The following is a 24,285-nucleotide window of genomic DNA, read 5'->3' as shown; positions in this document are numbered from 1 at the left end:
AGTAAAGAACTATGATTTCAAAGCTATTTACATATATTTCAAGTCGTGCAAGGCTAGTGGGTCACCCCCCCTATATTAATACATATAAAAAGAAAGCCCTGCAGAGATTTCTCTCCGCAGAGCTTTTCCTTTAGCGCTTTACAGCGCTGTGGGTTAGACACGAAATTAAATTAGTTAGCAGGGTTTGTTAGGTCTGTAGAAGTTGTTAGACCATTCTTTGTAATATACGTGATAGTTGTATCATCAGATTCACCTGCATTAGTATCATTAGCGGTACCGCCTGTAACAGTGATATCAGCATCAGATGACATCCAGAATCCAGTAGTTGTTACATCTAGAGTATTATTGGCAACAAGGTCTACACCATATTGGTCTAGGACTTCTACATCACCAGAAAGGTCTTCAGTTCCCTGATCTGCAATAGTTGATGCAACAGTATCAGCAAAGTCTACAGATGCTACTGATGGTTTTTCTTCAGAAACTGTAACAGTGCTTGTTCCTACAACTTCTCCATCTTTCCAAGCAGAAATTGTAGCTGTGCCTTCAGCAACACCATCAACTTCTACATCACTATCAACATCAGCAACATTAGTGTTACTTGATGTAATAAAGTCAGGAGTGCTAGAAGCAAGTTTAACTGTGTCTCCATCAGCGTTTACACCGCTCAGTTCAGTCACTACATCATAAGAGTCATCCCCTGCAGATGCGTATACTGTGCCAATTTCATTTAGTGTATAGCTTTCTACGTCACTTGAAGTAATTACTTCAACAGGAACGTCTACGGTTACTCCATCAACTTCTACAGTTAATGTAGTTGTGCCTTCTGCTACAGCAGTCAAATCAGTACCGCTGGCAACATCAACAACACTAGTATCATCACTAGTTACATTAATTGCACCTTCAATAGAACGTCCGTATTGGTCAGTGACAGTTAAGTCATCATTAGTTACTGTGTGAGTAGCACCATCTTCGAATAGAGTAGCCAAATCATCAGCTTCTACATCTTGTACTTCTGCTTCAGGTTCGATGTTGAAGGATACAGTTCCTAGTTCATCTCCTGCACCATTTGTGATATTAACAGTTGCTTTAGTAGTCTCATCGATAGTGGCATCGGAAACTCCTGAAAGATCTACTGCTAATGATGTCTCTCCATCTTCTTCATTCAAAGTAAGATTAGCTTCGCTTTCTAGAGTAGCATCATCAAAGGAAACGTTTAGTCCATTCACAGATTCAAGAACATTACCATATTGATCTGTTACTGTAACAGGAAGATTAAATGCCTCATCTTGAGAAGCAACAAGGCTTGTCGGTGCGGAAACAGAAACTGCTTCCGGAGTTGAATCTTCTTCAACTGTAACTTCTGTAGTAGCTACTGCTCCGGATTCATTCACAACAGCAGTAATAGTCGCAGTACCATCACCTGCAACAGTAAATTCAATTTCTCCATTTCCGTCTTCATCATCGACTACAGCAATATCACTAATAACTGAAGAATCAGAGCTGATAAATTGAACACCATCAATTGTAGCTGGTAATGACGTTTGACCTGTAGCGCTTAGGTCAGTACTTTCACCATATTGATCAAGAAGAGAATAATCAAGTTTGAAAGTACCATCAGATACGTTTAATCGGTTATCATCTTCTTCTAAAACAACGTCCCCTAATTCAATATCAGCGGCAGAAGAAGCATCAGCAACTAAAACATTAGACTGGGTTGTTAGACCTTTGTAGGTAACTGTAAACCTAACTTCATCACCAATTTCGTAAGCATCCGTAGAAGAAGTATCTAGTTCAAAATAGTCCTCAGCAGGAGTAGCGATGTCACCCGTTACGTCTGCATCTTGTGTAACGTTATAAGCGGAAACATTAAGATTAGAATCAGTAGCAAGTACTTCCATATCTTCACCATACTGGTTTTCAACTACAAAAGGTACTTGTGCTGCTGAAGCTTCATCATCAACAGTTGCAGCTGTAACTTGTACAGCGTTAGCTGCCTCTGCTTCAACAGAGAAATCAGTTGTTAGATCTTCTTCACCAAGACCAGAAACTACCGCTGTATAATCATCTTCAGGTAACTCTACTACAGTTGTTACTGTAGCGACTGTTCCTTCTTCATTCCACTCCACGTCAGAACCATAAATTGCAGCTCCACGTTTAATTTGAACTGTTGCTTCTTCAGTATCTACTGCTTGGTTGAATTTAACATCGACAGTTTTCACACCAGTTGCTTCTACTGAGCTAAGTTCTACGGCAGGTGCTTCAAATTCAACAGTTTCAGTGTACTCAACACCGTCAACTGTGAAAGTAACTTCGTTTTCGCCATCTACAAGCGCTTCGTCAAGTTTAACTTCAACAGTTTCTTCATTGTCGAAAGTTACTTCAAGAGTAGTAGCGTCAATCGCACTTACACTCTCAACAGCTACTTCTTCAGAATCAGGGTTCATTGCACGAGTAACCATTAATGCGAAATCTCCGCGCTTAATGTTTTCTTGTGGTGCAAATTCATTATCACCTTGACCTTCAACAACGCCATTTTGTTCTGCAATAGCAATATACTCTGCAGACCATCTGTCGGCGTTAACGTCAGTGAATGAACTGCTTTCTCCGTCGCCTTCAAGACCATAAGCTTCTACAAGAATTTTAGCTGCTTCTTCACGAGATAGGGAAGCTTCTGGATTAAAGTTTCCGTGGTCATCTCCACCGAAAACTCCTGCATCAGTAACGCCAACAACAGCCTCATAGAACCAGTCGCCTTCGCTAACGTCAGGATAATCTTCGCTTCCAGTTGTTGGATAATCTAGAGCTTTTCTTAGAACTTCTGCGGCTTCAGAACGCTCAATGTCAGCTTCTGGATTGAAGTCCCCGTTATCGTCCCCTTGAAGAACTCCTTGTTCAGATAAAGCATGAATAGCATCCGCGTAGTAATCTTCACCATCCACATCTTGAAATTGGTCATGTTGTGCAGATACGGCAGCTGGTGCTACGGCTGATGCTACCATTGCAGCAGATAAAGCTCCTGCATAAAATTTACGATTTGACTTTGGTTGATAACCCATAGTACAAAATTCCTCCTGATTGGTATAATTTTCAACTAATCCTATGTATTAAGTCAGAACTATAAAAGCTCACTTTTCAAAGATTAGTAGATTTACTAGAGCATTAAACCCAAATACACGATAACGATGACTGTCTTTATTATGTATGTTTCTCAACATCCCGCAAAAATGGAATGATTTATGTGAAATGGATTAATTTGCTTCAAATACCATAATACATTATTTCAATATGATTTCAAGCTAAACGTAATAGACTATTGCGAAATCTATGTCGATTAAACTCTATAATTAGTATATCGGCAGATTTTTTAGGATTTAAATGTTTTTATAGGATTTTTTGAACTCCCTTTTGAAACATAACTGAAATCTATCAGAATTTTTCATGTAACATTATATAGAGATAAAGATTCACATCTAATGATATAGAAAAGACGCTTCTGTAAAGGGAAGCGTCTTTTCTATTAGGCTGTGTTATATCTTGTTGTTAATTTTTGTTACAAAAATTATTGATTTCTCTATAGAGAAAAGGTACATGCACGACTTTCCTCCTTTGCCGGTTCTGTTAACTTCCTTATTGTAATGGGGATGAAAACAAGGAGACTACTGCAGGGAAAGTGAACAAGGTGAGAGTTCAACGTACAACAGCCATATCCCTGACACCATTCTTCTTCTATTAAAATATTATCGAAAAGATGGATCTTGGGATTTTGCTAGTAATGATGAGAATTCTGCTCGTGTAACATAGGAGTATGGTTTGAATGTTCCATCCGGATACCCTTTTATAATTTCTCTTGTTGATAAAGCTTCTATAGCTTCTCTAGCATAGTAATGATCTTCAACATCTGAAAAAGTCGGGCCACCCGATTCCTGAGTAAGTTCAAATGCTCGTTTTATAATTAGGGCAATGTCTCCTCGCCTGATCGACTTCTTCGGCTGAAATTCTCCATTAGGTAATCCTTCAACAATTCCTAACTCACTCGCAGAGGCAATATAACCGGCACTGTAAGCATCCGAATCAACATCTGGAAAGGGGTTGTTTGTCGTTTGTGCATCTTCTAACTCTAGAGCGCGTCCTACCATAGTGACTGCTTCTTCACGGGAAATTTTATTATCTGGACGGAATTCGCCATCTTCAAACCCTTTTATTACTTTATCTACATAGAGTTTATTTACATATGATTGAAACCATTCTTCCTTTTGGATATCTACAAACGGAAACTCTAAGGACTGAGTCAATCCATGCCCATATTCAAAATCTTTTCCTTTTTCACCTAGGTCTAGTGAGTGTTCAATTAACATTTCTTTTATTTGATTTGCATCAAAATGAGGAAATGCTTGTTTATATAGTACGGCTAACCCTGATACGTATGGGGCTGCCATTGATGTACCATTGAGTGTTTCGTAACCACTATCATTAGATTCCGTTTGAATATATGTACTATTTATACTTTCCCCAGGAGCAACAAAATCTAACGAATCGCCTCCATAAGAGAACAACGTCGTTTCATTGTTGTCATCGATGGCACCTACACTGATTACACTGTTATAACGAGCTGGATACATAACATCCTCTAAATATTCTCCGTCACAAGTTATTTTATTACCAGAGGCAGCAACCACTGAAATACCTTCAGCTTCTGCTTCTTCTAATACCATTTTCATAGTGTTTGATGTATTACAGGAGGTCAGACTTAAGTTAATGACATCCATTTCCTGATCGATTGCCCAGTAAATACCCGCAATGATTTGCGCTTCCCATCCTTCCCCTTCGTCGTCAAGGGATTTAACACCATAAAGGTCAACATCGGGAGCTACACCTAAAACGCCTTTCTCATTGTCTTTGGCTGCTATTACTCCAGCAACATGAGTTCCGTGACCATTATCATCATCATAACTGTTCACGTCTTCAACAAAGTTTTCTCCACCAACAACATCTAAATCCGGATGGTCTGTATCAATGCCAGTATCAATAACAGCTACCTTAATGCCTTCGCCGGTCAATCCCCATTCAGTAGAACGCTCTACCATGGTAGATTCATAACCCCAGTCAACTTTTTGCGTCTCAGTACTAACTTTTTGCTCATCTTCTACCGACTTTACTTTTGGGTGTTGCTTAAGTTCATTTAGAGAAGAGATCGGCACCGTTGCAGATACGGCATCAAGTTTTTCAAAAGTATGATGAATCTCATACGTTCGCTCTTCTAACATATTTTCATCTATCTCTTCTTTAAATCCTATAATCACTCGTTGGTTATCACTCGGTAGTTCGTCTGCTAATACGTTATTTGAACTACCTGCTAAGAATAAACCAATAATTACAATTACAAAGATCCTCACCAAATGGACCACCCCTTTAAATCATTACAAAAGAAGCGAACAAATGTCCGCCTCTAATTAGCTTTATTCCTCTTTCCAGTTATAATAATCGACAACACCTAAAGCTATTGCTCTCGCTGCTGCTTCACGATAATGATCTGTTTTTAATTTCTTTACATCTTCATCGTTGGTCAGAAAACCAATCTCAGTAAGTACAGAAGGCAATGGGTTCGCCTTGATCACTCGGAAACCAGCCTCTTTTACTCCACGATCAGTCATATCCATTTCTTTATATAAACGATCATTAATGAACTCTGCTAATTTCATACTACGATAGGCACGATCCGATAAACCTGAAGCAGAGTAAAAAGTTTCCACTCCATTAGCCGATTCTCCGAAAGCATTTGCGTGAACACTTACAAAAGCATCTGCCTTTTTATCTTGAGCAATTTTAACTCGTCCGTCTAATGATGGATACCAGTCGGTCTGCCTCGTCATGGCAACATCTATACCTGCATCCTCTAAGTATTCTCGAGCGGTTAAACTGACATCAAGTACTACATTCTTTTCAATTAATCCATTTGCACTTGCACCTGGATCCGAACCACCATGCCCTGGGTCAAGAGCAATAATATGAGAGGATTGAGGTTTATCAATAAGGTAGGATTGAGAAACCCATCCCTTTACATTACCTTTAGAAATGTATGCCCAGTTACCATTTTCTTCATAAACAGAAACGGCACTTCCTGTGGATAATGAGCCGACAATTCCGTAATTTGTGCTTGGACCTTTACGCACGTTAAGGTAGTCAGCTGTAACAACTTGTTCATCAATAACTTCTGAATTTCCCGCATCTTCTGAACTTTCTTGTTGCACACGGTACTCTGAATTGAGGCTACGTGCTACAAATAGTGAAAACTCTTCTCTCGTTATCTCTTTATTTGGCTTGAAGCCCCCATCTGGATATCCTGCAGCTACACCAGAAGATGCAACTTCCTTAATATATTCAAAGTATTTGTGGCTTTTAGATACATCAGAAAATGATTGGTCACTTTCCTTTTGAAGGTTAAAGGACTTGGATATCATGACAGCCATTTCTCCCCTAGTGATCGTTTGCTTTGGTTTGAATACTCCTTCAGGATATCCCGTAATGATATTATTCTGGGTTGCTGAAGCTATGTAGCCAGAAGCGTATGAACTAGAAGGTACGTCAGAAAATGTCGTATCTTGCTTTTCATCATTATATCCTAATGACCGACCGATCATTGTAGCTGCTTCTTCACGTGAAACATCGTTCTTAGGTTTGAAAGTGTTATCAGGAAACCCCTCAACTATTTCTTTCTGAATTAAGTAATTTATTTCATTTTCATACTTTGAAGGAATATCATTAATAGAATTAGCCGAAACATGTTGTTCGGTATCAAAAAAGCCAAATGATATAACAAAAAGGGCAAACAACAAACTTAGTAATTTTTTAGACATATTTTTTCGTGCTCCTTTTTTATTTTTACCAAAAAGCGTTACGACAAAGTCTACTTCAATTTAATAAACTTATAAATGTTTAGACCACTCCCCTTTTCTCAACAAAGAACGTATTATATATAGCTAGCAATTTAATCATCCCTTGTAATATTTTGTATAAAGCTTTTCATAGTTATCTATTATATCGTCAAAAGAAGTCAATTTATTACCCTACGAAAGACTCATTTTACTATACCACCCCCTTATATTAGCTTTTTAGGTTTTACCTATGTAGCTTGTGAATACGGGAAATTTCTTCTAGTCTTAGATCTTTCTTCTCTTTCAATCTAATTTTTCATACCTATTCTTTTATATGATTTTTTGATAGATTATTAAATGAATCTATAAAACTATAGGAGGATGGATACGGAAATGAAGAATATAATGTTAACCTTGCTTGGCTTTTCGCTCATATTTTCACTTTTCACCCCTGTTGCTTCAGCAGAAGATGACATAACAGGTACTGATTTCGAAGAGGAAATGAAATCTTTGATTGAGAAAGAGATTATGGAAGGATATGACGATGGTACATATAAACCAAAAAACTCCGTTACGCGTGCTGAGTTTACTGCATTTTTAGTACGAGCATTGGATATTGAATTAAAAGAGGATCAATACCCAGACAAGGAATTCAACGATGTAAACTCAAATGATTGGTTTCACAAATACGTTTTACCTGCCTATAACCAAGGCATAATCAATGGTTTTCCTAGTGGAGATTTCAAGCCAAATGATGTTATCTCTCGTCAAGACATGGCTGTAATGATGGCAAATACAGCTGATTCCGAAGGGCTTGTAAGTGAAAGATTGCCTTTAGATTTCACGGATAATGATCAAATAGACGATTATGCAAAAGAAGCTGTTGAACGTTTAACGTACTTACGTATTATTAACGGAAAGAAATTAAGTGATGACAGTGTGAAATTTGCTCCTGATGACAAAACATCCCGCGGGGAAACCGCAGCAGTTATCACTAGGCTCCTTGATCAATTGAACCCTTCAGAAAATTTAAATTTCTCTGTAGTATCTCTTGATGCTAATGCCGATCATGACACTAAAGGAGAATTTAAAACTTATGATGAAGCTGTTAGTCGTACTACTGGTAATGACGTAGTCCTTGAAGGAAACAACGTTGTTTGGATTAATGAAGGAATAGCGATTTCTAATAAATTTACAATTCTCTATAAATCTGAGTCATTAGCTACTGATTCAACATATGTCACTTCTGGGGTTGAAATGGAACTGCTTGAGATAGATGAGGATTGGGTTAAAATCAAATTAGCGGACACAACTGGATTTGTGGATCCAGATAAAGTAAATCTCACACCAACACATATGATTGAGGATCGTTCCCATTATGAGGTGGAAGACGGGGACCTTGTTCATAAAATCAATAATTCTATTAGCGGAATATCAACAGGGTACACATACGGAGCAGCTCCTGACTTTATGAAAGAAGGAGAAGAATATTACAGTTGGAACGGAAATACCTTTTACAACGAGGATGATGAAGAAGTTGGTGAAGCTTACCAGTACTTCAATCGGATGCCTCTGTATAGTAAAACAGACTATACAGCTGAACAACTTGATCAATATGTAGAATTTGTAGAGTCGGACAGTCCTCTGATTGGAACTGGGGAATCGTTTAAGAAAGCAGAAGAAGAACATGGAACGAACGCGCTTTATTTACTTGCTCACGCCATTCATGAAAGTAACTGGGGACAGAGTAAGATAGCAAAAGATAAAAATAATTTATTTGGTATTGGTGCTGTAGATAGCAACCCTTACGAAAACGCAGAAGAATTTGATGATTTAGAAAGTGGCATTCTTGGGGCTGCGGAAGATTTCATTGGACCTGGCTACTTTGCCAGTAATGGTCCTCATCACTTCGGAGCCCACCTCGGAAACAAGAGCTCTGGTATGAATGTAAAATATGCATCTGATGCTTACTGGGGACAAAAGATTGCTGGACACATGTATCGTGCAGATCAATATTTAAGTAAAAAATACGACAGCAAAGAGGAAAATGCGAGAAATGATTTAGCAAAGACCGTGACAACTAACGTAAACGTCCGTCCTGAAGCTAATACAAATAAGGCTCCTCTTTATCAACTGCCAAAAGAAACTGTGACGGTAGAAATACTCGATACCATCGAAGCAAATGGAACTTGGTACGAGGTCATCCCTAAAAATATATTGGATGATGATTATAAAGAATCCTTTATTTACAGTCACGGATATTCACCATACGGTACAAGTTTAGAGAAACTACCAACCGCTAAATAAGTCCTATTATGTTGAAAAAAGGTGGCAACATCTATATGTTGCCACCTTTTTATGTTATATTATGTAGAGGTATGAATGTGTATATTAAAGGAGTCACATCACAATATGAAGCACGTAATCATTTTAGGAATTCCATTTTCTATTATCAATCACCACAAATTGGTGAATAACTTAAATCAACAAATACAAAGTGCGGAAAAGTCATTTGTTATTACCGCAAATCCTGAAATCGTTATGCGAGCGAACCGCGAAATAGATTATAAACAAGATCTACTTCGTGCTACATATATAACCGCAGATGGTATAGGAATAGTGAAGGCATCACACATACTTAATAATCCACTTCATGAGAGAGTAACAGGGTATGATGTCATGATGGATTTGCTTCAACTATCAAACTACCACCAATATAAAATTTACTTGCTAGGTGCTGATCAAGAAACATTAGAGTACACAAAAGAAAATATAGAAACCGAGTACCCTTCGGTAAAAATTGTTGGTCATCATAACGGATACTTTGACTGGAATAATAACAATATTGTTGAAGAGATTAATCAATCCAGCCCTGACGTTGTATTTGTAGCTTTAGGTGCCCCAAAACAAGAACAGTGGATTTCACAAAATATCGATCACTTTCAAAAGGGTGTTTTTATTTGTGTGGGTGGAAGTTTTGATGTAATTTCAGGAAATGTAAAGCGTGCCCCTCTTAGTTGGCAGAACAGGAACCTTGAGTGGCTCTATCGTTTATTAAAACAACCTAGCCGTTGGAGAAGAATGTTAGCTCTTCCCCAATTCACCTTTCATGTCATCAAGCAAAAAGTGAAAGGTTCCTCATGAAACGCTCTACTTTTGTGAAAAGCACATTAATTTTATCTTTTGCTACCCTTTTATCAAAAGTATTGGGTAGCATTTTTAGAATACCCTTACAAAATATTGCCGGAGATGAAGTGCTTGGTATTTTCACACTGGTATACCCTATTTATATGGTAGCTTTAATATTGTCTGTAGCTGGAATTCCTATTGCTATCTCTAAGTTGATCGCTGAAGCTAGAACGCAAAAAGATGATGTAGCCATCTTTCAAATCAAACGTACGGCTAGTATCTTAGCATTATTATTTGGGGTTATAAGCTTCACTTTGCTCTACGCTTTTTCTGAATCAATTTCTACTGTACTCGGTGATCCCTCTACACGTCCTGCGTTAATTGTGGTATCCACAACTTTGTTAGTTGCCCCATTTATGGCAGTGTACCGTGGCTATTTTCAAGGTTTTGAGGATATGAGGCCAACTGCAATTTCTCAAGTTCTTGAGCAATTGATACGAGTCGGTCTTATTTTAATCAGTGCGATTTATTTCGTATCTAGAGGTTATTCTAACGAAGTTGTAGCGGCAGGGGTTATGTTGGGTTCTATTGTAGGGGTTCTAGTGTCGTTAGTTTATTTATTACTCCTCTATAAAAATAAAGTCGGATCAGAGGCTAGCCTGAAACACTTCTCTTACAAGACATTTCTCTCATGGAGCAAAACAATATTAAAGGTATCTATCCCTATAGCGATTGGTACGATTACGATGGCTTTATTAAATGCTATCGACTCATTAACTATCCCCTATGCTCTTCACTCTCAGAGCGACGGTACAAATAATGTTACTTATTTGTATGGAATTTATGGGAGAGGTCTTGCTTTAGTACAAATTGCTACCGTATTTGCTACCTCAGTTGTACTCCCACTTATTCCGCTAATGACCAAAAAATTAACCGAAAAAAAATATGATCAGACAAGACAGTTAATTGAAAAAACCAACCATCTTAGTCACCTTATTTCTTGGCCTGCTGCTTTTGGCTTACTCGCTTTAACACTCCCTTTAAACATTACTTTATTCACTAATTTAGAAGGAAGTACTATGCTAGGGATCATTGGATTTAGTTCAGTGTTTACTTCACTAGCAATAGTGGGGACAGGGATCTTACAGGGAATGAATCTTACGAAAACCGCTGCTCTCATAGTAATAGGCAGCGTAATTCTTAAAGCTTTCATTAATATTATTATGATTCATTATTACGGAATTACTGGAGCAGCTTTATCCACCCTGTTCGTTTATATCATGATAGTAGTAATAAATACGATATTTATTTATAAAAAGTTCAATTACAACCTTTTTCCTCGTGAATTACCAAAGATCGTACTATCTGCATTAAATATGGGAATCGTTATAGCAATTCCTGCCTTATGGTTTACATTCGAAAATTGGTCACGCGTAGAAAATATGCTCTATTTACTCATCGTTATCACATTGGGTGGGCTATTTTATTTCTGCCAACTTTTCTTAATGAAAGTAGTCAATAAACAAAGTTTAAGTAACTTACCTGTGATAGGTGATTGGTTGAAAAGATAAAGTGAGGTAATAATATGAAAGTGATTTTATCTGGATATTATGGTTTTCACAATACAGGGGACGAAGCTATCTTATACTCATTGATCCAGCAATTAAGAGCGCACGATGCCAGCATTGACATTACAGTTTTATCAAATGACGTCACACATACTAGAAATACTTATCAAGTTCAGGCCGTCAACCGATGGAATGTAAAAGAAGTCATTCAAGCTATCAAACAATCAGATGGATTAATTACTGGTGGAGGTAGCTTACTGCAAGATGTAACGGGCATTAAATCAATTATCTACTACACTGGTGTCATGAGAATTGCCAAATTTCTTCGGAGACCCGTTTTCGTCTATTCTCAAGGAATGGGGCCCATCACAGGAAGAATCGCAAAAAAACTTACTAAAGTGACGTTGAATAAAGTAGATTACCTTACAGTTAGAGACGAAGAATCTAAACAATTACTAACAGAAATTGGTGTAAAGAAAGAAATAACCGTCGTCCCAGACAGTGTCATGGGATTAGACTACTCCCCTACTACGTCCAGCTACACACAAAATAACAACTCTATTATTATGGTAAGCGTAAGGGATTGGCCGTCACAACAGCCATACAAAGAGAAAATAGCTCATGCTCTTGATCGATTAGTTCGACCTGGTGGTTATCAGATTGTTTTTATTCCCATGCACGGGGAGAACGATGCCCAATGTTCCGAAGACATTCGCTCTTTAATGGAGGAGTCTGCCGAGGTTCTTCCTCATCATTTGTCCATTCAAGAGAAAATAGACACAATTGCCAACTCCAAGCTTCTTATCGGGATGCGACTTCACTCGCTAATTTTTTCAGCGATCTCAACTACACCCTTTATTGCAATTTCTTATGACCCCAAGATTGATGCGTTCGCTAATCTCTTAGATCAAAACGTACTCGTCCATGTAAATGATGAGTTTTGGCAAGAAGAGGAAATCATACAAGAAGTGTCCCGACTTAACAAGGAACGAACTCATGTGCAGAATCATCTTAAAGGAATCATTTGGAAGAAGAAAAGTGAGTCAAATCAAGCTGTTAAAGAAATCATATCAATGATAGAGAATTTGTAAAAAAAGTCTTTGGCATTTTGCTTGTCATCCTCCACACGGGTAGAGGCTCCGATTTTTAAACCATAAATTCCATGATACCAACAAAAAATGACCATCAATTCGCATACGAATTGATGGTCATTTACATTACATTTTTAATGTGTTGATACCGTTACTATAAGTGAACTTTTCAGATGACTTGTCATAAGGGGATTTTTCTATCAATTATTGTTTGTTATCCCAATAGAAGGTCTACCAATCGAGTGGTACTCAAGACCAATTTCCTCTACTTTTTGTAAATTAAAACAATTACGCCCATCAAAGAGGGTAGGGTTCTTTAATTTATTCTTTAACTGGTCTAACGGATATTCTTTAATATCCTGCCAATCTGTCATGATAATGGCAAAGTCTTTATCTTCAATGGTTTCATCGATCGAATCTTTATAGATCGTTCCTCCAGGTAGAAAAATCTTCGCATTTTCTTTAGCAATCGGATCGTACGCATAAACTTCCGCCTCATTATCTACCAATTCTCGAATCACTTTAATCGAAGGCGCATCACGCATGTCATCTGTATTTGGTTTGAAAGCAAGACCTAAGACAGCAACTTTTTTATTGGATAAGTCGGGATAAAATTCTTTAATTTTATCAATGATGATGCGCTGCTGTTTTTCATTCGTTTCAATCACACTATCAACGATCGACATATAATAGCCGACACTGTTTCCAATCGATACTAAAGCATTTGTATCTTTAGGAAAACAGGAGCCGCCATATCCAACACCAGCGTTCAAAAACTTATCACCAATGCGCTTGTCCATTCCCATACCTTTTGCTACATTTTCAATGTTAGCGCCTAAGCGTTCACATAAATTTCCCAACTCATTAATGAAGCTGATTTTTGTAGCTAAGAAGGCATTGGATGCATATTTAATCATTTCAGCACTTCGCAAGTCGGTTTCTAAAATCGGAACTGTGAAGGAAGCATAGACTTCTTTGACACAATCTAAAGCTTCTTGTTCTTCTGAACCTATAACGATACGGTCGCCATGGTATGTGTCATGGATAGCCGATCCTTCTCTAAGAAATTCCGGATTGGAAACGACACTCACTTTGTATGAATTTGTCTTATTCTTATCGATGAGCTCTTTAACATATTCGTTCGTTCCTACAGGTACCGTACTTTTTGTTATTACAATCAAGTCGTCGGTCATATGTGCGGCAATACTCTTACACGCTTTTTTCAAATAAGTAAGTTCAGCAGACCCATCCTTCGACTGTGGTGTGCCTACAGCGATAAATACAATTTCCTTATCTACCATGGCTTCCTGGTAATCACTTGTGAAGGAAAGACGTTGTTCGTTTATATTTTTAGTCATCAACTCATCTAGACCCGGTTCAAAAATGGGAGAAATTCCTTTACGCATATTTTGAACCTTCTTTTCATCAATATCCACACATGTCACATCATGACCTACTTCTGACAAGCAAACACCTGTAACAAGTCCAACGTATCCCGTTCCAATAACAGAAATTTTCATTAGTTTCACCTTACTTTATTGGTCTATTTGTGTCCATTTTTCTTTTAATAGTTGGCGAACATCATCCCTTAAGTCGTCACGATTCAATGCAAAATCAAGGGTTGCATCAATAAATCCTAGTTTATTTCCGATATCATAGCGATGTCCCTTAAAATTGTAAGCTAAAACTCTCTCAGATGAATTTAATTGTTTGATTGCATCCGTTAATTGAATTTCGTTTCCGCGTCCTGGAGATAAATTTTCAAGTATATCAAATATGTTTGGTGTTAGCACGTATCGGCCCATGATCGCCAAATTCGAAGGTGCTTCCTCTTTAGCTGGTTTCTCTACCAAGTCTTCAATTTCAATTTGATCTTCTGATGGATTCGCACCTGTACGCGGCGCTACCACTCCATAGCTGGAAACCAGGTCAGCAGGTACTTCCTGTACTCCAACAACGGAACATTCCTCCTGCTCATACACTTCCATCAATTGCTTTAAGCAAGGCACTTCTGATTGCACGATATCATCGCCTAATAGAATAGCAAAGGGCTCGTTTCCAATAAACCGACTGGCACATGAAATGGCATGACCCAGGCCTTTTGGCTCTTTTTGACGGATATAGTGAATATTAGCTAGGTTTGATATGTTTTGAACTTCCTCTAATATTTCATATTTTTCTTTTTCAATAAGTTTTTCTTCAAGTTCATAGGATTTGTCAAAGTGATCTTCAATCGCTCTTTTTCCTCGGCCTGAGACAATAATGATGTCTTCAATTCCCGAGGCGACTGCTTCCTCCACAATATACTGGATGGTCGGCTTGTCAACGATGGGAAGCATTTCCTTAGGTTGAGCTTTTGTTGCAGGCAGGAAGCGTGTTCCAAGCCCCGCTGCAGGAATAATTGCTTTACGTACTTTCAACTCCATCAACTCCTTTATTCGAAACATCTTACCCAAGAATATCATATTTCATTCGACTTTTATTTAAAAGAAGATCTTACGACTGATCGATGAAATCTTCAATTAGTTGAAACATCTGTTTTTTTCCAGACTGAAAAGGGCGAGGCTGGAATGACTCCACTTCTTTCAAGGTTTCTTCCAGATCTTCACCTTTCCCCCAGTTTAATATATATCCCTGTTCTAAAAAGACATTAATTAATTCTAGTTGGTGATCATCATTGTGTTCCCCAAATTCTTTGAGTCTAGCCGAAGCAATTACTTTTTTCCCTTTCTTTAAACCCGTTGTTACTGAACCAGTTCCAGCATGTGTAATAATAATCCGTGCTTCTTCGAAAAGGTGGTCCATTTCTTCGTATGTTACAAATGGCTTAAGCGTTAACTCATCACTTTCATAAGAGGTGTTTCCATTTTGCACAATGACTTCTTCATCGATAATACCTGCTTCTTTCAATCGCTCTACCTCTTTTATCAACCTAAGAAATGGTAGCTCATGAGTGCCTAAAACGACAAAGATCAATAGATGCTCCCTCCATATACTGCCTTCGGATACACTTTCTTCATAGATTCCCATTGAACAATGAATAAATCCGCAATCGGGTAAATCATACGCCCAGAAAGTGTAGGCGAAGAAGATTTCGCAAAACTTTCAATATATATAACTTTCTTTCTGAATAACTTTGCGATGTAACACATAGGGACAGAGGAATGGACCCCCGTCGTTATAATGATATCTGGTCGTTCTCTCAGAAAGATAAATAGTGACTTAATTATATTGAAGGAAAACTTAAAAATGTATCGGAATGGATAGTTGCGAGCTCCGTATACTAAAAACGATATAGGATATTTATTCTTTAAGTCTTTTGTGATATCTGATTTCTCTGTCACAATATGATAATCGTACTGAGTGAAAAGAGGCTCCAACTGCAACAACTGCGTTAAATGCCCCCCTATCGAAGAAATCAACAACAACTTTTTCTTCTTCATTTCTTCGCTCCGATCTTCTCATAAACCTTACATAATAGGTTAATAAGAACGTCTTGATCATTTTCCTGTGCTTGATGTTCTCCATTTTCTATTAGCTTTTTCTGTAAAGAAGGGTCTTCCAATAATCTTTGAATGCCTTCTCGTAAAGAGCTCGTATTTTTGGGTTTCACGAGAATACCATGGTTATCTTTTAATAGATGTGATAACCCACCAACATCCGTACCCACGACCGGTGTTCGACAGGACATCGCTTCCACAGCGACTAGACCGAACCCTTCAATATAGGATGGTAGAACAAATATATCAGCCGCAGACATCCATTTGGCCACTTCGTTCTGTGGTAAGGTGCCATGGAAGTGTACATCCTTTATGTTATCCTTACGCAATATTGTTTTCAACTCATTTAAAAATGATTCTTGTTTCGGCTGACCAACTATATGTAAATTCAGCTTATCATTATTCATTTTAAGTTGTCCAAATGCTGTCACCAGCTCAAGTAATCCTTTAGCTTCAATAATATTCCCAACGAACAATAAATGAGTGTGGGATTCTTCCAAATCTAAATTTTGTTTTGCTTGATTTTTATCTACAGGAAAGAAAACTTGGCGGTTTACCCCCATACTCATAACTGTGATCAGTGACTCGGGGGCTTTAAACTCTCGGATCATTTCCTGCTTTAATCCTTCGCCTACAGCAATTATGTGGTCTGCATCATGAAGAATATGCTTCGTTTGGGTATGGATAAATGCACTTTTTTTCGGCATTTTATCTATATCACCGCCATGGGCAGTCACAACCAATTTAGCACCTGTGATTTTTTTTAAAAGTCTGCCAAACCAACCACTAGGAAAAACATAGTGAGCGTGAATTACGTCATATTTCCGACCTTTGGTGATAAGAAGGAGGACCATTCGAAGGATCCATTTAAGGTATTTCCATGCCACGTACTTTTTCCCTACTCTAGGGTCTTTAACCGCAGCAACATCCACATCAAACTGTCTTGCACGTAAGGAAGTCACTTGGTTTTTAACAAAGATCCCGAAGGTTTTATTCCTTTTTCCCGGATACATATTTGTAATTACGAGTATTTTTTGATTAGGCAAAGAATCACCTTCCTATTTTTTGCTCACCCTTTGCATTGGTTTAGTGCTTCTATATAGATAGGCCATTAACAGTGCTAAATATATTCCTGAAGCTGGTGAAGATAATACGTGTCCAGCCAAAAATGCAGTACCACAACCAATAGCTACAGCTATACCGACGAACAAATTCTCTCCATTTAAAACGCTAAACCGGCTAATAACTAAATGTTTCATGATCATAAATAAAAAGAATACGATTGGAATCACAAGTACAATAAATCCAAGGATACCAAAATTTAAAAACCAATCTAAAATGTCCATTTCTACTAAACTTGGCTTTTCTTTATAATTTCCGCCGCGCCCCATTCCTAATAATTTCTGTGATATTGGGGCCTCTTTATATTGATCTATTTTTTCAGCTAAGAATACATCTCGACTACTCAATAGCTCTCTTGCTTGTGCAGATCTATCACTTGAATTTGTGTCTTCATCATCTTCAGTCTCACTGTTATTGTTTGGATCATCGTCAGCATTTTCACCCTCGGATACTTGATCCATTCTTTCAGCTGTCAAACCTAAATTGTTTCCCACAGCCGTAAAAGGTACAGCAAATATGGACAAAACAAGTAAAGTAGGTAGAAGAATAGCATTAAACCATTTTCGCTTCTTCCAAATCTCAAATAAAGCGATTATACTTCCAAGTGCTAACACCATAAGGAGTGAACCTACTCCTACCTTAGTGCCAACAGTAAGAATTGCCCAAGAAGTAACAATTACTGATGGAAGGAGCAAGAAGCTTTTTTTGACTGTTGGTTGTTTCATCAGGTAAAGAATCATAACTGCAAAACCTATACCTAAAATGGCACTAACCTCATTTCCAGAATAAAACCAACCGGAGTGCCCTTCTTTATCCAACATTCCGTAACTCCTATTTCCAGTGTCTGTCAATGAAGCTAAAAGCATGATGAATCCAATGACCGCTAAATTAATCGTTACGTATTTCTGGAATGTATTCCTCCACTCAAATTGTCCACTCAACGACTTAAATACAAAATAGTAAATGATAAGCATGATCAGAAAATATGATGTTTTAATAATATAAGTCATCTCAGTCATCAAGGAGAATGGGTCTTTCACCACAAAATTGTTCACTAAGTTTGCACTCATAAATATACCAAGTAATACTATGTAGCTTATGGCCATAACTTTAGCCCTATTATGGGGGCTAAGCAGGATATAAACTAGTCCGAGGAAAAGAGTCAGGACTCGAACCGGTTCAGAAATCGGTAAATTTATATAAGCTGTGACATCTAGTAAAGGTTGTAACAGTATAAAAGTGACAAGATAAATTTCAATAAGCCTATTAAATCGATGAGTATTCTTTCCGTGTTGCATAAACCCCATTCCTCCAAAACATTTAATATACAATTTTTATTTATTTGATAGTCTTTCTAAATAAATCCGCTTTTTCTGTGGGTAATTTTTAAATATAGCCCACAGTAAAGTTATCGTTCGATTCGCTTGTTTAAACATTTTATCATATGGATAATTTTTCTGTCTTAGTTTATCGAACTGTTTAATAAATTGATCGACATCAACTTCTATAAACACCTCGGCCGCTAACACAGAATGATCATTTACAATATTTGATTTCAGTCGATTTAATTCTAAAAATCCATCAAAAGCGATGGCTTGAGATTTAAATAGTTTAATTGCTTCTTTTTTTGTAGAAAATGTTGAGGTGACATCAATGACACAATTAATTTCATGAGGTGGAAAAGGACAATTAATTTCGTATAAACGAATCTTCTCTTCCTCTCCCCTTATCTTTAAACAATCCGATAACAGTGTAGCCGTTCCCATATGATCAGGATGAGCATCAACAAATGGTGTACAATAAATTAAATCGGGATCAATTTCTTCTAATAATGTCAACAGTTTATTTTGGGCCTCTGGAGTTGATTGAACATTACCATCTGGAAGATCCATATAGTAAATAGACTTCATTCCAAGGATTTCATTCACTTCTTCTATTTCTTGTTTGCGTATCTTACTTAGTTCCTCCCTCGCAAGGGAACTCTCGCTGTTTGAACCATCTGTACTGAAAACACAGTGTACTTCGGCCCCTTCTAATACGTGACGTCTAATTGTCCCTCCTAAGCCTATCGTTTCATCGTCCATATGAGGAGCCAAAACTAGGATTTTCTTATAATTCCCCAATGGAGTCAAGGCAGAATCAGAATTATAGTGTTTCTTTAGAAGTAGCTTTGTAATGGGTTTTATTATTGGTTCACTAAATTTAAAAAGCAATTGCTTAAAATCCATTCAATCTGTACCCTCCTTTCCTTTATGTATAAACATTCTACAGTCTGTAGCTATTCTAAATTTTCTAAGTAGAGAATTAGCCCAAACGGCTTTAAAGTAATGAAAGGAAGTGTTTAAAGAGCTATTCCTTTGTATATTTCTTAGGATACGTAATGTGTTAATGACGGAAAAACAATTATCAAATAATTTCGATAACTTTATCATTACTACCTATTATTGTTTCTCTATAAGCTTGTACACCAAACTATAACACTAATCTTAACATTAGACCTTATTCCTAACCTACATCGAACATTATAACATTTGAGTCAATATATGCTCGATCTTTTATTGAAACATCTATTTCACTATACAATTTATCTACAGGAAGTATAATACAAATGGTATTGATAAAGTAAATTAGGATGAGAAAAATTCTAACGTCACGCTCTATAACTACTGTATATTTTAATTTATTGAAATTTGAAGTTTGAAATGTTGGCTTATTGGTAAAATAATGTTGTACCAACGTTAACATTATTACCCACAATAAATTCTAAAAAAAGACGAATCATCTAACACACAATCGATTCAGAGAGTTGGCGAACCGTATGACGATTAATTTTCAAGAAATATCATTAATAATACCTGCTTACAATCCAGATAATAAATTAATAGAATTGGTAAACGAACTGTCTTCTATTAATTTTAATAGTATAATCGTTGTTGATGATGGAAGTTCTACTTCAAACCACATTTTTAATGAGTTAAAAGATAAACAAAACTGCATTATACTTCATCACGAAAAGAACAAAGGAAAGGGTAGAGCATTGAAAACGGCCTTCTCTTATGTTCAGAAACACCAAACTAATATCACAGGGATGTTAACAGCTGATGCTGATGGTCAACATAGTATTCCCGATATAAAAAAAGTTGCTGAATCCTTACTAAAACATCCAAATAACTTAATACTAGGTGTACGCGACTTTAAAAAAGAAAATATACCGTTACGGAGTCGTTTTGGAAATAACTTAACAAAACTAATATTTAGGATCACTTCTGGATTAAATATTAGAGATACCCAAACTGGGTTAAGAGGAATCCCCCTCTCTTTCTCTAAACATTTATTAAATGTAGATGGTGAACGGTATGAATTTGAAACTCGTATGATTTTAGCTAGTAAAGACATTAACTGTGAAATTAGTGAGGTAGAAATTGATACCATCTATATTGATGATAACTCTTCTTCCCACTTTAACCCGATTCTTGATTCATTAAAAATTTATTACATTTTCATTAGGTTCTTACTATCTTCTGTAGCCTCTTTTATATTGGATGTAGGGCTTTTCACATTATTCTCTGCTTTCTTAAAAACGATTCTGCCAGGGTCGTTTATTATAATATCAACTATCCTTGCAAGAGTGTTCTCTTCATTATTTAATTACTTTGTAAATAGAAATATTGTTTTTAAATCTACTACATACACAAAGGTGACACTAATCAAGTATTATACACTTGCCGTTTTTATATTAGGAGCTTCCTCTATCAGTGTTCATTACACTTACCAATTCATTGGGGACCATGAAGTTATTATAAAAGTATTAATAGACTCTATATTATTTCTAATGAGTTTTTATATTCAGCGCACATGGATTTTTAATAAAAAACAAGCAACAGAAGGTGAACATTTATGATTACTGTGATTCTCATGTTTTTAGCTATATTTATTTCGTTTGCAGGATATGGTATGTATATTAGGTTTAGATGGGGGATAAATCCTTCGATCATTCCCCTTTTGTTATTCTCCAGTTTAGTAACTATTTTGTTTATTGGTGGAACTTTAAACATATTACCATTAACTGTTAATCTCATTTTTGCTGCAGGACTTGTCCTGTTTATCTATAACCTCATAAGAATAGTAAAGGATATAAGCACGTTAAAAGTCCTTTTAAATCCTGGAATTATATTTTTCCTCATAGCTTCCTTATTTTTTGCCTTTCTTTTAAAAGATGCATTATTTATACATTACGACAATTTTAGCCATTGGGGATTAATTGTCAAAGAAATGGTCGAGGGAAACTCATTACCAGACGATTCAACTATCGTTTCTTTTAGAAATTATCCACCAGGAACGGCAATTTTCATTTATTATATCGTCAGTATTATGGGTTTTTCGGAGAGTGCTTCCCTTATAGCACAAGGTGTTCTGATTGCCGGAACGTTAGCGTCACTATTCCTTTTCACTTCATTTAAGAAACCAGTTATTTCTATCTCAGTTTTTTTAGTTTCCCTTTTACTCTTACTGATTGATGGAAGTATGATTTATACACTTCTAGTAGATTCTTACTTAGGATATTTATCAACTGCTATTGTACTGATTTCTTTTTATTACCGGAATCAATGGAGTCGATTAAGTTTGATTGTAATGCCAATGCTTACTTTTCTTGTTTTAGTTAAGGACAGCGGTAAAATCTTCTTATCCTTCTGCCTAATATGGATTATTGGATTATTAATTAACTATATTAGAAAAAAGGAATTTAATATAAGAGAGAATTGGAAGAATTTAATCGCTTGGGGTTTCTACTTACTATTTGTCCCTTTTTTCGTGAACTATTTGTGGTCCAAGTATACTGCTAAAGCATATGAGGCTAGTTATGATTCTAATCGACACGCTGTAACATCCGACACTTTTAACTTAAGTGATAGATCTGCAGAATTAGTTAATAATTTGTTGCCGGACTTATTACAAGCTTCATTTAATCTAAGCTCTCCAACTTTTCAACTTATGCTATTTGCTAATGCATTTGCAGTTCTGGCTGTAGTTTATATTTTCATTTCCCAAAAGCAATTAGCAAAGACGCTAATTTGGACAGGAATATATGTGAATATACTGTATTTAATATATACTGCTCTATTGTATATCTTATATTTATTTTTAATGCCTGAGAATGAAGCAGTTTACTTAGCAGGATTTGGTCGGTATAACACTTCCATTTCCATATTTTTTCTAGGAACCTTATTAATTATCACGCTCCACTCCTTGACCCAAAGTATAAATTTCTCTGGTTCTATAAAATTAAAAGAAATTGTTTGTATGGTGATCGTGGCTTTATTACTTACTATTCCACAAGGTCAGATTCAATCTTTCCTACAACAGGATGAGCCGAGTACTCCTGCATTACACGAAGCCACAGAACTGTTAAAAAGTTTAAGAACTGAGAAAAATATAAGTAAAGAGAATGGGGTTACCGTTTTCAATGACCTTGGTGAATCAGACCGTTTTTATTTGCGTCATGTTATGTGGTATAAACGATCAACTTTCAAAACCTATACCCATACGTATTGCGATTCCCCTAAATTAGAAGAAAGGATCAAAATAAATTTAGGTAAATCTGACTATTTGCTTGTCCTTCAGAGTACTAACCATATTGAAAAATGTCTACCTGACGAAGGGATACAAGAGTTAAACAAAGGTGCTTACGCCATCAATGATGGTTTGATAACAGAACGCATAAACCTACCTAGCTATGCTGAATACGACAATTAATATTGAAAGAATAATCCGTTACAAATTAATAACCACAAGCCTCTCATGATAAGAAAGGAGTCTTGTGGTTTTTACTAGGAACCAACTAAGATTTTTAGCGATTGTTATTAAGTTTCTTAAAAATAGAAATTAGTGTAAAATCAAATACGGGAAGCCAATTATTAGTGTTAATTCAATTGTGAGAGGAAAGATAGTCAGAATGTCCATAAGAAATTATGCAGCAGGCGATGAAGTACAAATACAAAGATTATTTGAAAAAACCTTTAAGCACAATCGCTCTCTTGCACATTGGGAATGGAAATTCAAGCAACATCCACACTTCCAAGATCCAATAATTTTGGTGTGGGAGGAAAATGACGAAATTCTTGGACATATAAGCCTATGGGTAAACAAAGCTTATAATGGAAATGAAGTTCATAAAGTCGGCTTAAGAATTGATACCATGGTTGACCCAAAAACAAGAGGTAAGGGAATATACAGGAAACTGAATGACAGACTGATTGAGGAAGCAAAAAAAGAAAACATTGATTATTTATTTGGTTTTCCAGCGCCAAAAGCAAAAAATTTATTAATCAAATATTCAAATGCTAAACACATTATTAATATGCCTAGATTAGTTAATATACAAAGACCTTTTTCTTTATTATCGTCAAAGTTCTCTTTAATAAAATATCTAAAACCTCTTGATGAAATGGTAATAAAGATAAAAAACAGAAAAAACGTACGGTTTTCTAACCATTTTTCTGTAGTTGAAATTCGAAATTTCGATGATAGATTTAATAGACTTGCCTCTACAATTAATAACACCGAGCAAACTATGGTGCTGCGAGACGCTTCTTATTTGACTTGGAGGTATTTATTACATCCAGAAAAACACTATAGGATTTTAGCCTTAGAGGATGACTCAAACAACCTCCAAGGATACATTATTTTTACAGTTGAAAACAAACACTCTTATAAAAGCGGAATAATCTTAGACTGGGTCTGCTTAGCAAATTCTAAAGGAAGTCGTTTGCTTTTAGACACAGCATTGTCATATATGAGGGAAGCAGATCTTGTACAAACATGGTCCCTCCCCCATACTTCTATGTACTCCCTTTACACTGCTAATGGTTTCCGTCAAAAAGATACCCCTGTCCCATTAGTGGGTATTAATATAAGCAACGATTTCATACATTTACATCAATCCTCTAAATGGTTCATAACACCAGGGGATGTAGACTCTTTTTAATGCTCTACAAAAATTCAG

Annotated in this window: 17 protein-coding genes; 7 read left to right on the top strand and 10 right to left on the bottom strand. The window is 36.5% G+C overall.

Annotation, left to right across the window (positions count from 1 at the left end; all coding sequences use genetic code 11):
* Window positions 1-170: 170 nt before the first annotated feature.
* From ACFQIC_RS14290 to ACFQIC_RS14280, 3 genes are all read right to left on the bottom strand, one after another.
* Entirely contained in the window at window positions 171-3,056 is a 2,886-nt protein-coding gene (locus ACFQIC_RS14290) for an S-layer homology domain-containing protein (protein ID WP_204708905.1), read from the bottom strand.
* A gap of 681 nt (window positions 3,057-3,737) precedes the next feature.
* Window positions 3,738-5,393 (bottom strand): S8 family peptidase, encoded by a 1,656-nt coding sequence (locus tag ACFQIC_RS14285; RefSeq protein ID WP_204708906.1) that lies wholly within the window; start codon window positions 5,391-5,393, stop codon window positions 3,738-3,740.
* 63 nt (window positions 5,394-5,456) lie between these two features.
* On the bottom strand, window positions 5,457-6,854 hold the full coding sequence (locus ACFQIC_RS14280) for an N-acetylmuramoyl-L-alanine amidase (RefSeq protein WP_204708907.1): 1,398 nt from the start codon (window positions 6,852-6,854) through the stop codon (window positions 5,457-5,459).
* A 411-nt stretch (window positions 6,855-7,265) separates the two neighbouring features.
* On the opposite strand from ACFQIC_RS14280, the gene ACFQIC_RS14275 reads away from it, so the two are divergent.
* From ACFQIC_RS14275 to csaB, 4 genes are all read left to right on the top strand, one after another.
* Complete coding sequence (locus ACFQIC_RS14275) at window positions 7,266-9,179, top strand: S-layer homology domain-containing protein (RefSeq protein ID WP_204708908.1); 1,914 nt, start codon at window positions 7,266-7,268, stop codon at window positions 9,177-9,179.
* 105 nt (window positions 9,180-9,284) lie between these two features.
* Window positions 9,285-10,016 carry a WecB/TagA/CpsF family glycosyltransferase gene (locus tag ACFQIC_RS14270; protein WP_204708909.1) on the top strand — a complete coding sequence of 244 codons (732 nt, stop codon included), beginning with the start codon at window positions 9,285-9,287 and terminating at the stop codon, window positions 10,014-10,016.
* On the top strand, window positions 10,013-11,572 hold the full coding sequence (locus tag ACFQIC_RS14265; RefSeq protein ID WP_204708910.1) for a putative polysaccharide biosynthesis protein: 1,560 nt from the start codon (window positions 10,013-10,015) through the stop codon (window positions 11,570-11,572). Before ACFQIC_RS14270 ends, ACFQIC_RS14265 begins: the two co-directional genes overlap by 4 nt.
* A 14-nt stretch (window positions 11,573-11,586) precedes the next feature.
* Window positions 11,587-12,660, top strand: a complete 1,074-nt coding sequence (gene csaB / locus ACFQIC_RS14260; RefSeq protein WP_204708911.1) for a polysaccharide pyruvyl transferase CsaB — start codon at window positions 11,587-11,589, stop codon at window positions 12,658-12,660.
* 200 nt (window positions 12,661-12,860) lie between these two features.
* On the opposite strand, the gene ACFQIC_RS14255 is transcribed toward csaB, so the two are convergent.
* From ACFQIC_RS14255 to ACFQIC_RS14225, 7 genes are all read right to left on the bottom strand, one after another.
* Window positions 12,861-14,180 (bottom strand): UDP-glucose dehydrogenase family protein, encoded by a 1,320-nt coding sequence (locus ACFQIC_RS14255; protein ID WP_204708912.1) that lies wholly within the window; start codon window positions 14,178-14,180, stop codon window positions 12,861-12,863.
* A gap of 15 nt (window positions 14,181-14,195) precedes the next feature.
* Window positions 14,196-15,080: a UTP--glucose-1-phosphate uridylyltransferase GalU gene (galU, locus tag ACFQIC_RS14250; RefSeq protein ID WP_390217274.1), complete on the bottom strand. Its 885-nt coding sequence runs from the start codon at window positions 15,078-15,080 to the stop codon at window positions 14,196-14,198.
* Between the two features lie 76 nt (window positions 15,081-15,156).
* Entirely contained in the window at window positions 15,157-15,636 is a 480-nt protein-coding gene (gene pssE, locus ACFQIC_RS14245; RefSeq protein ID WP_204708914.1) for a PssE/Cps14G family polysaccharide biosynthesis glycosyltransferase, read from the bottom strand.
* Window positions 15,633-16,103, bottom strand: a complete 471-nt coding sequence (gene pssD / locus ACFQIC_RS14240) for a PssD/Cps14F family polysaccharide biosynthesis glycosyltransferase (RefSeq protein ID WP_204708915.1) — start codon at window positions 16,101-16,103, stop codon at window positions 15,633-15,635. Before pssD ends, pssE begins: the two co-directional genes overlap by 4 nt.
* Window positions 16,100-17,206, bottom strand: coding sequence for a glycosyltransferase (locus ACFQIC_RS14235; protein ID WP_390217273.1), 1,107 nt, complete (start codon window positions 17,204-17,206; stop codon window positions 16,100-16,102). The genes pssD and ACFQIC_RS14235 overlap by 4 nt, the downstream gene beginning before the upstream one ends.
* A gap of 12 nt (window positions 17,207-17,218) precedes the next feature.
* Complete coding sequence (locus ACFQIC_RS14230) at window positions 17,219-18,580, bottom strand: O-antigen ligase family protein (RefSeq protein ID WP_204708916.1); 1,362 nt, start codon at window positions 18,578-18,580, stop codon at window positions 17,219-17,221.
* Window positions 18,581-18,616: 36 nt separating this feature from the next.
* A complete protein-coding gene (locus ACFQIC_RS14225) occupies window positions 18,617-19,510 on the bottom strand; it encodes a PIG-L deacetylase family protein (RefSeq protein WP_204708917.1) in 894 nt (297 codons plus the stop codon).
* A gap of 578 nt (window positions 19,511-20,088) precedes the next feature.
* On the opposite strand from ACFQIC_RS14225, the gene ACFQIC_RS14220 reads away from it, so the two are divergent.
* From ACFQIC_RS14220 to ACFQIC_RS14210, 3 genes are all read left to right on the top strand, one after another.
* Window positions 20,089-21,183: a glycosyltransferase gene (locus ACFQIC_RS14220; RefSeq protein ID WP_390217271.1), complete on the top strand. Its 1,095-nt coding sequence runs from the start codon at window positions 20,089-20,091 to the stop codon at window positions 21,181-21,183.
* Window positions 21,180-23,036: a hypothetical protein gene (locus ACFQIC_RS14215; protein ID WP_204708919.1), complete on the top strand. Its 1,857-nt coding sequence runs from the start codon at window positions 21,180-21,182 to the stop codon at window positions 23,034-23,036. The genes ACFQIC_RS14220 and ACFQIC_RS14215 overlap by 4 nt, the downstream gene beginning before the upstream one ends.
* Window positions 23,037-23,235: 199 nt before the next feature.
* Complete coding sequence (locus tag ACFQIC_RS14210; RefSeq protein WP_204708920.1) at window positions 23,236-24,267, top strand: GNAT family N-acetyltransferase; 1,032 nt, start codon at window positions 23,236-23,238, stop codon at window positions 24,265-24,267.
* Window positions 24,268-24,285: the final 18 nt, after the last annotated feature.

Source organism: Halobacillus seohaensis (assembly GCF_042663045.1).
GTDB lineage: Bacteria > Bacillota > Bacilli > Bacillales > Halobacillaceae > Halobacillus_A > Halobacillus_A seohaensis.
The sequence above is the reverse complement of the archived record's forward strand: the minus strand, read 5'-3'. Positions and strand labels throughout refer to the sequence as shown.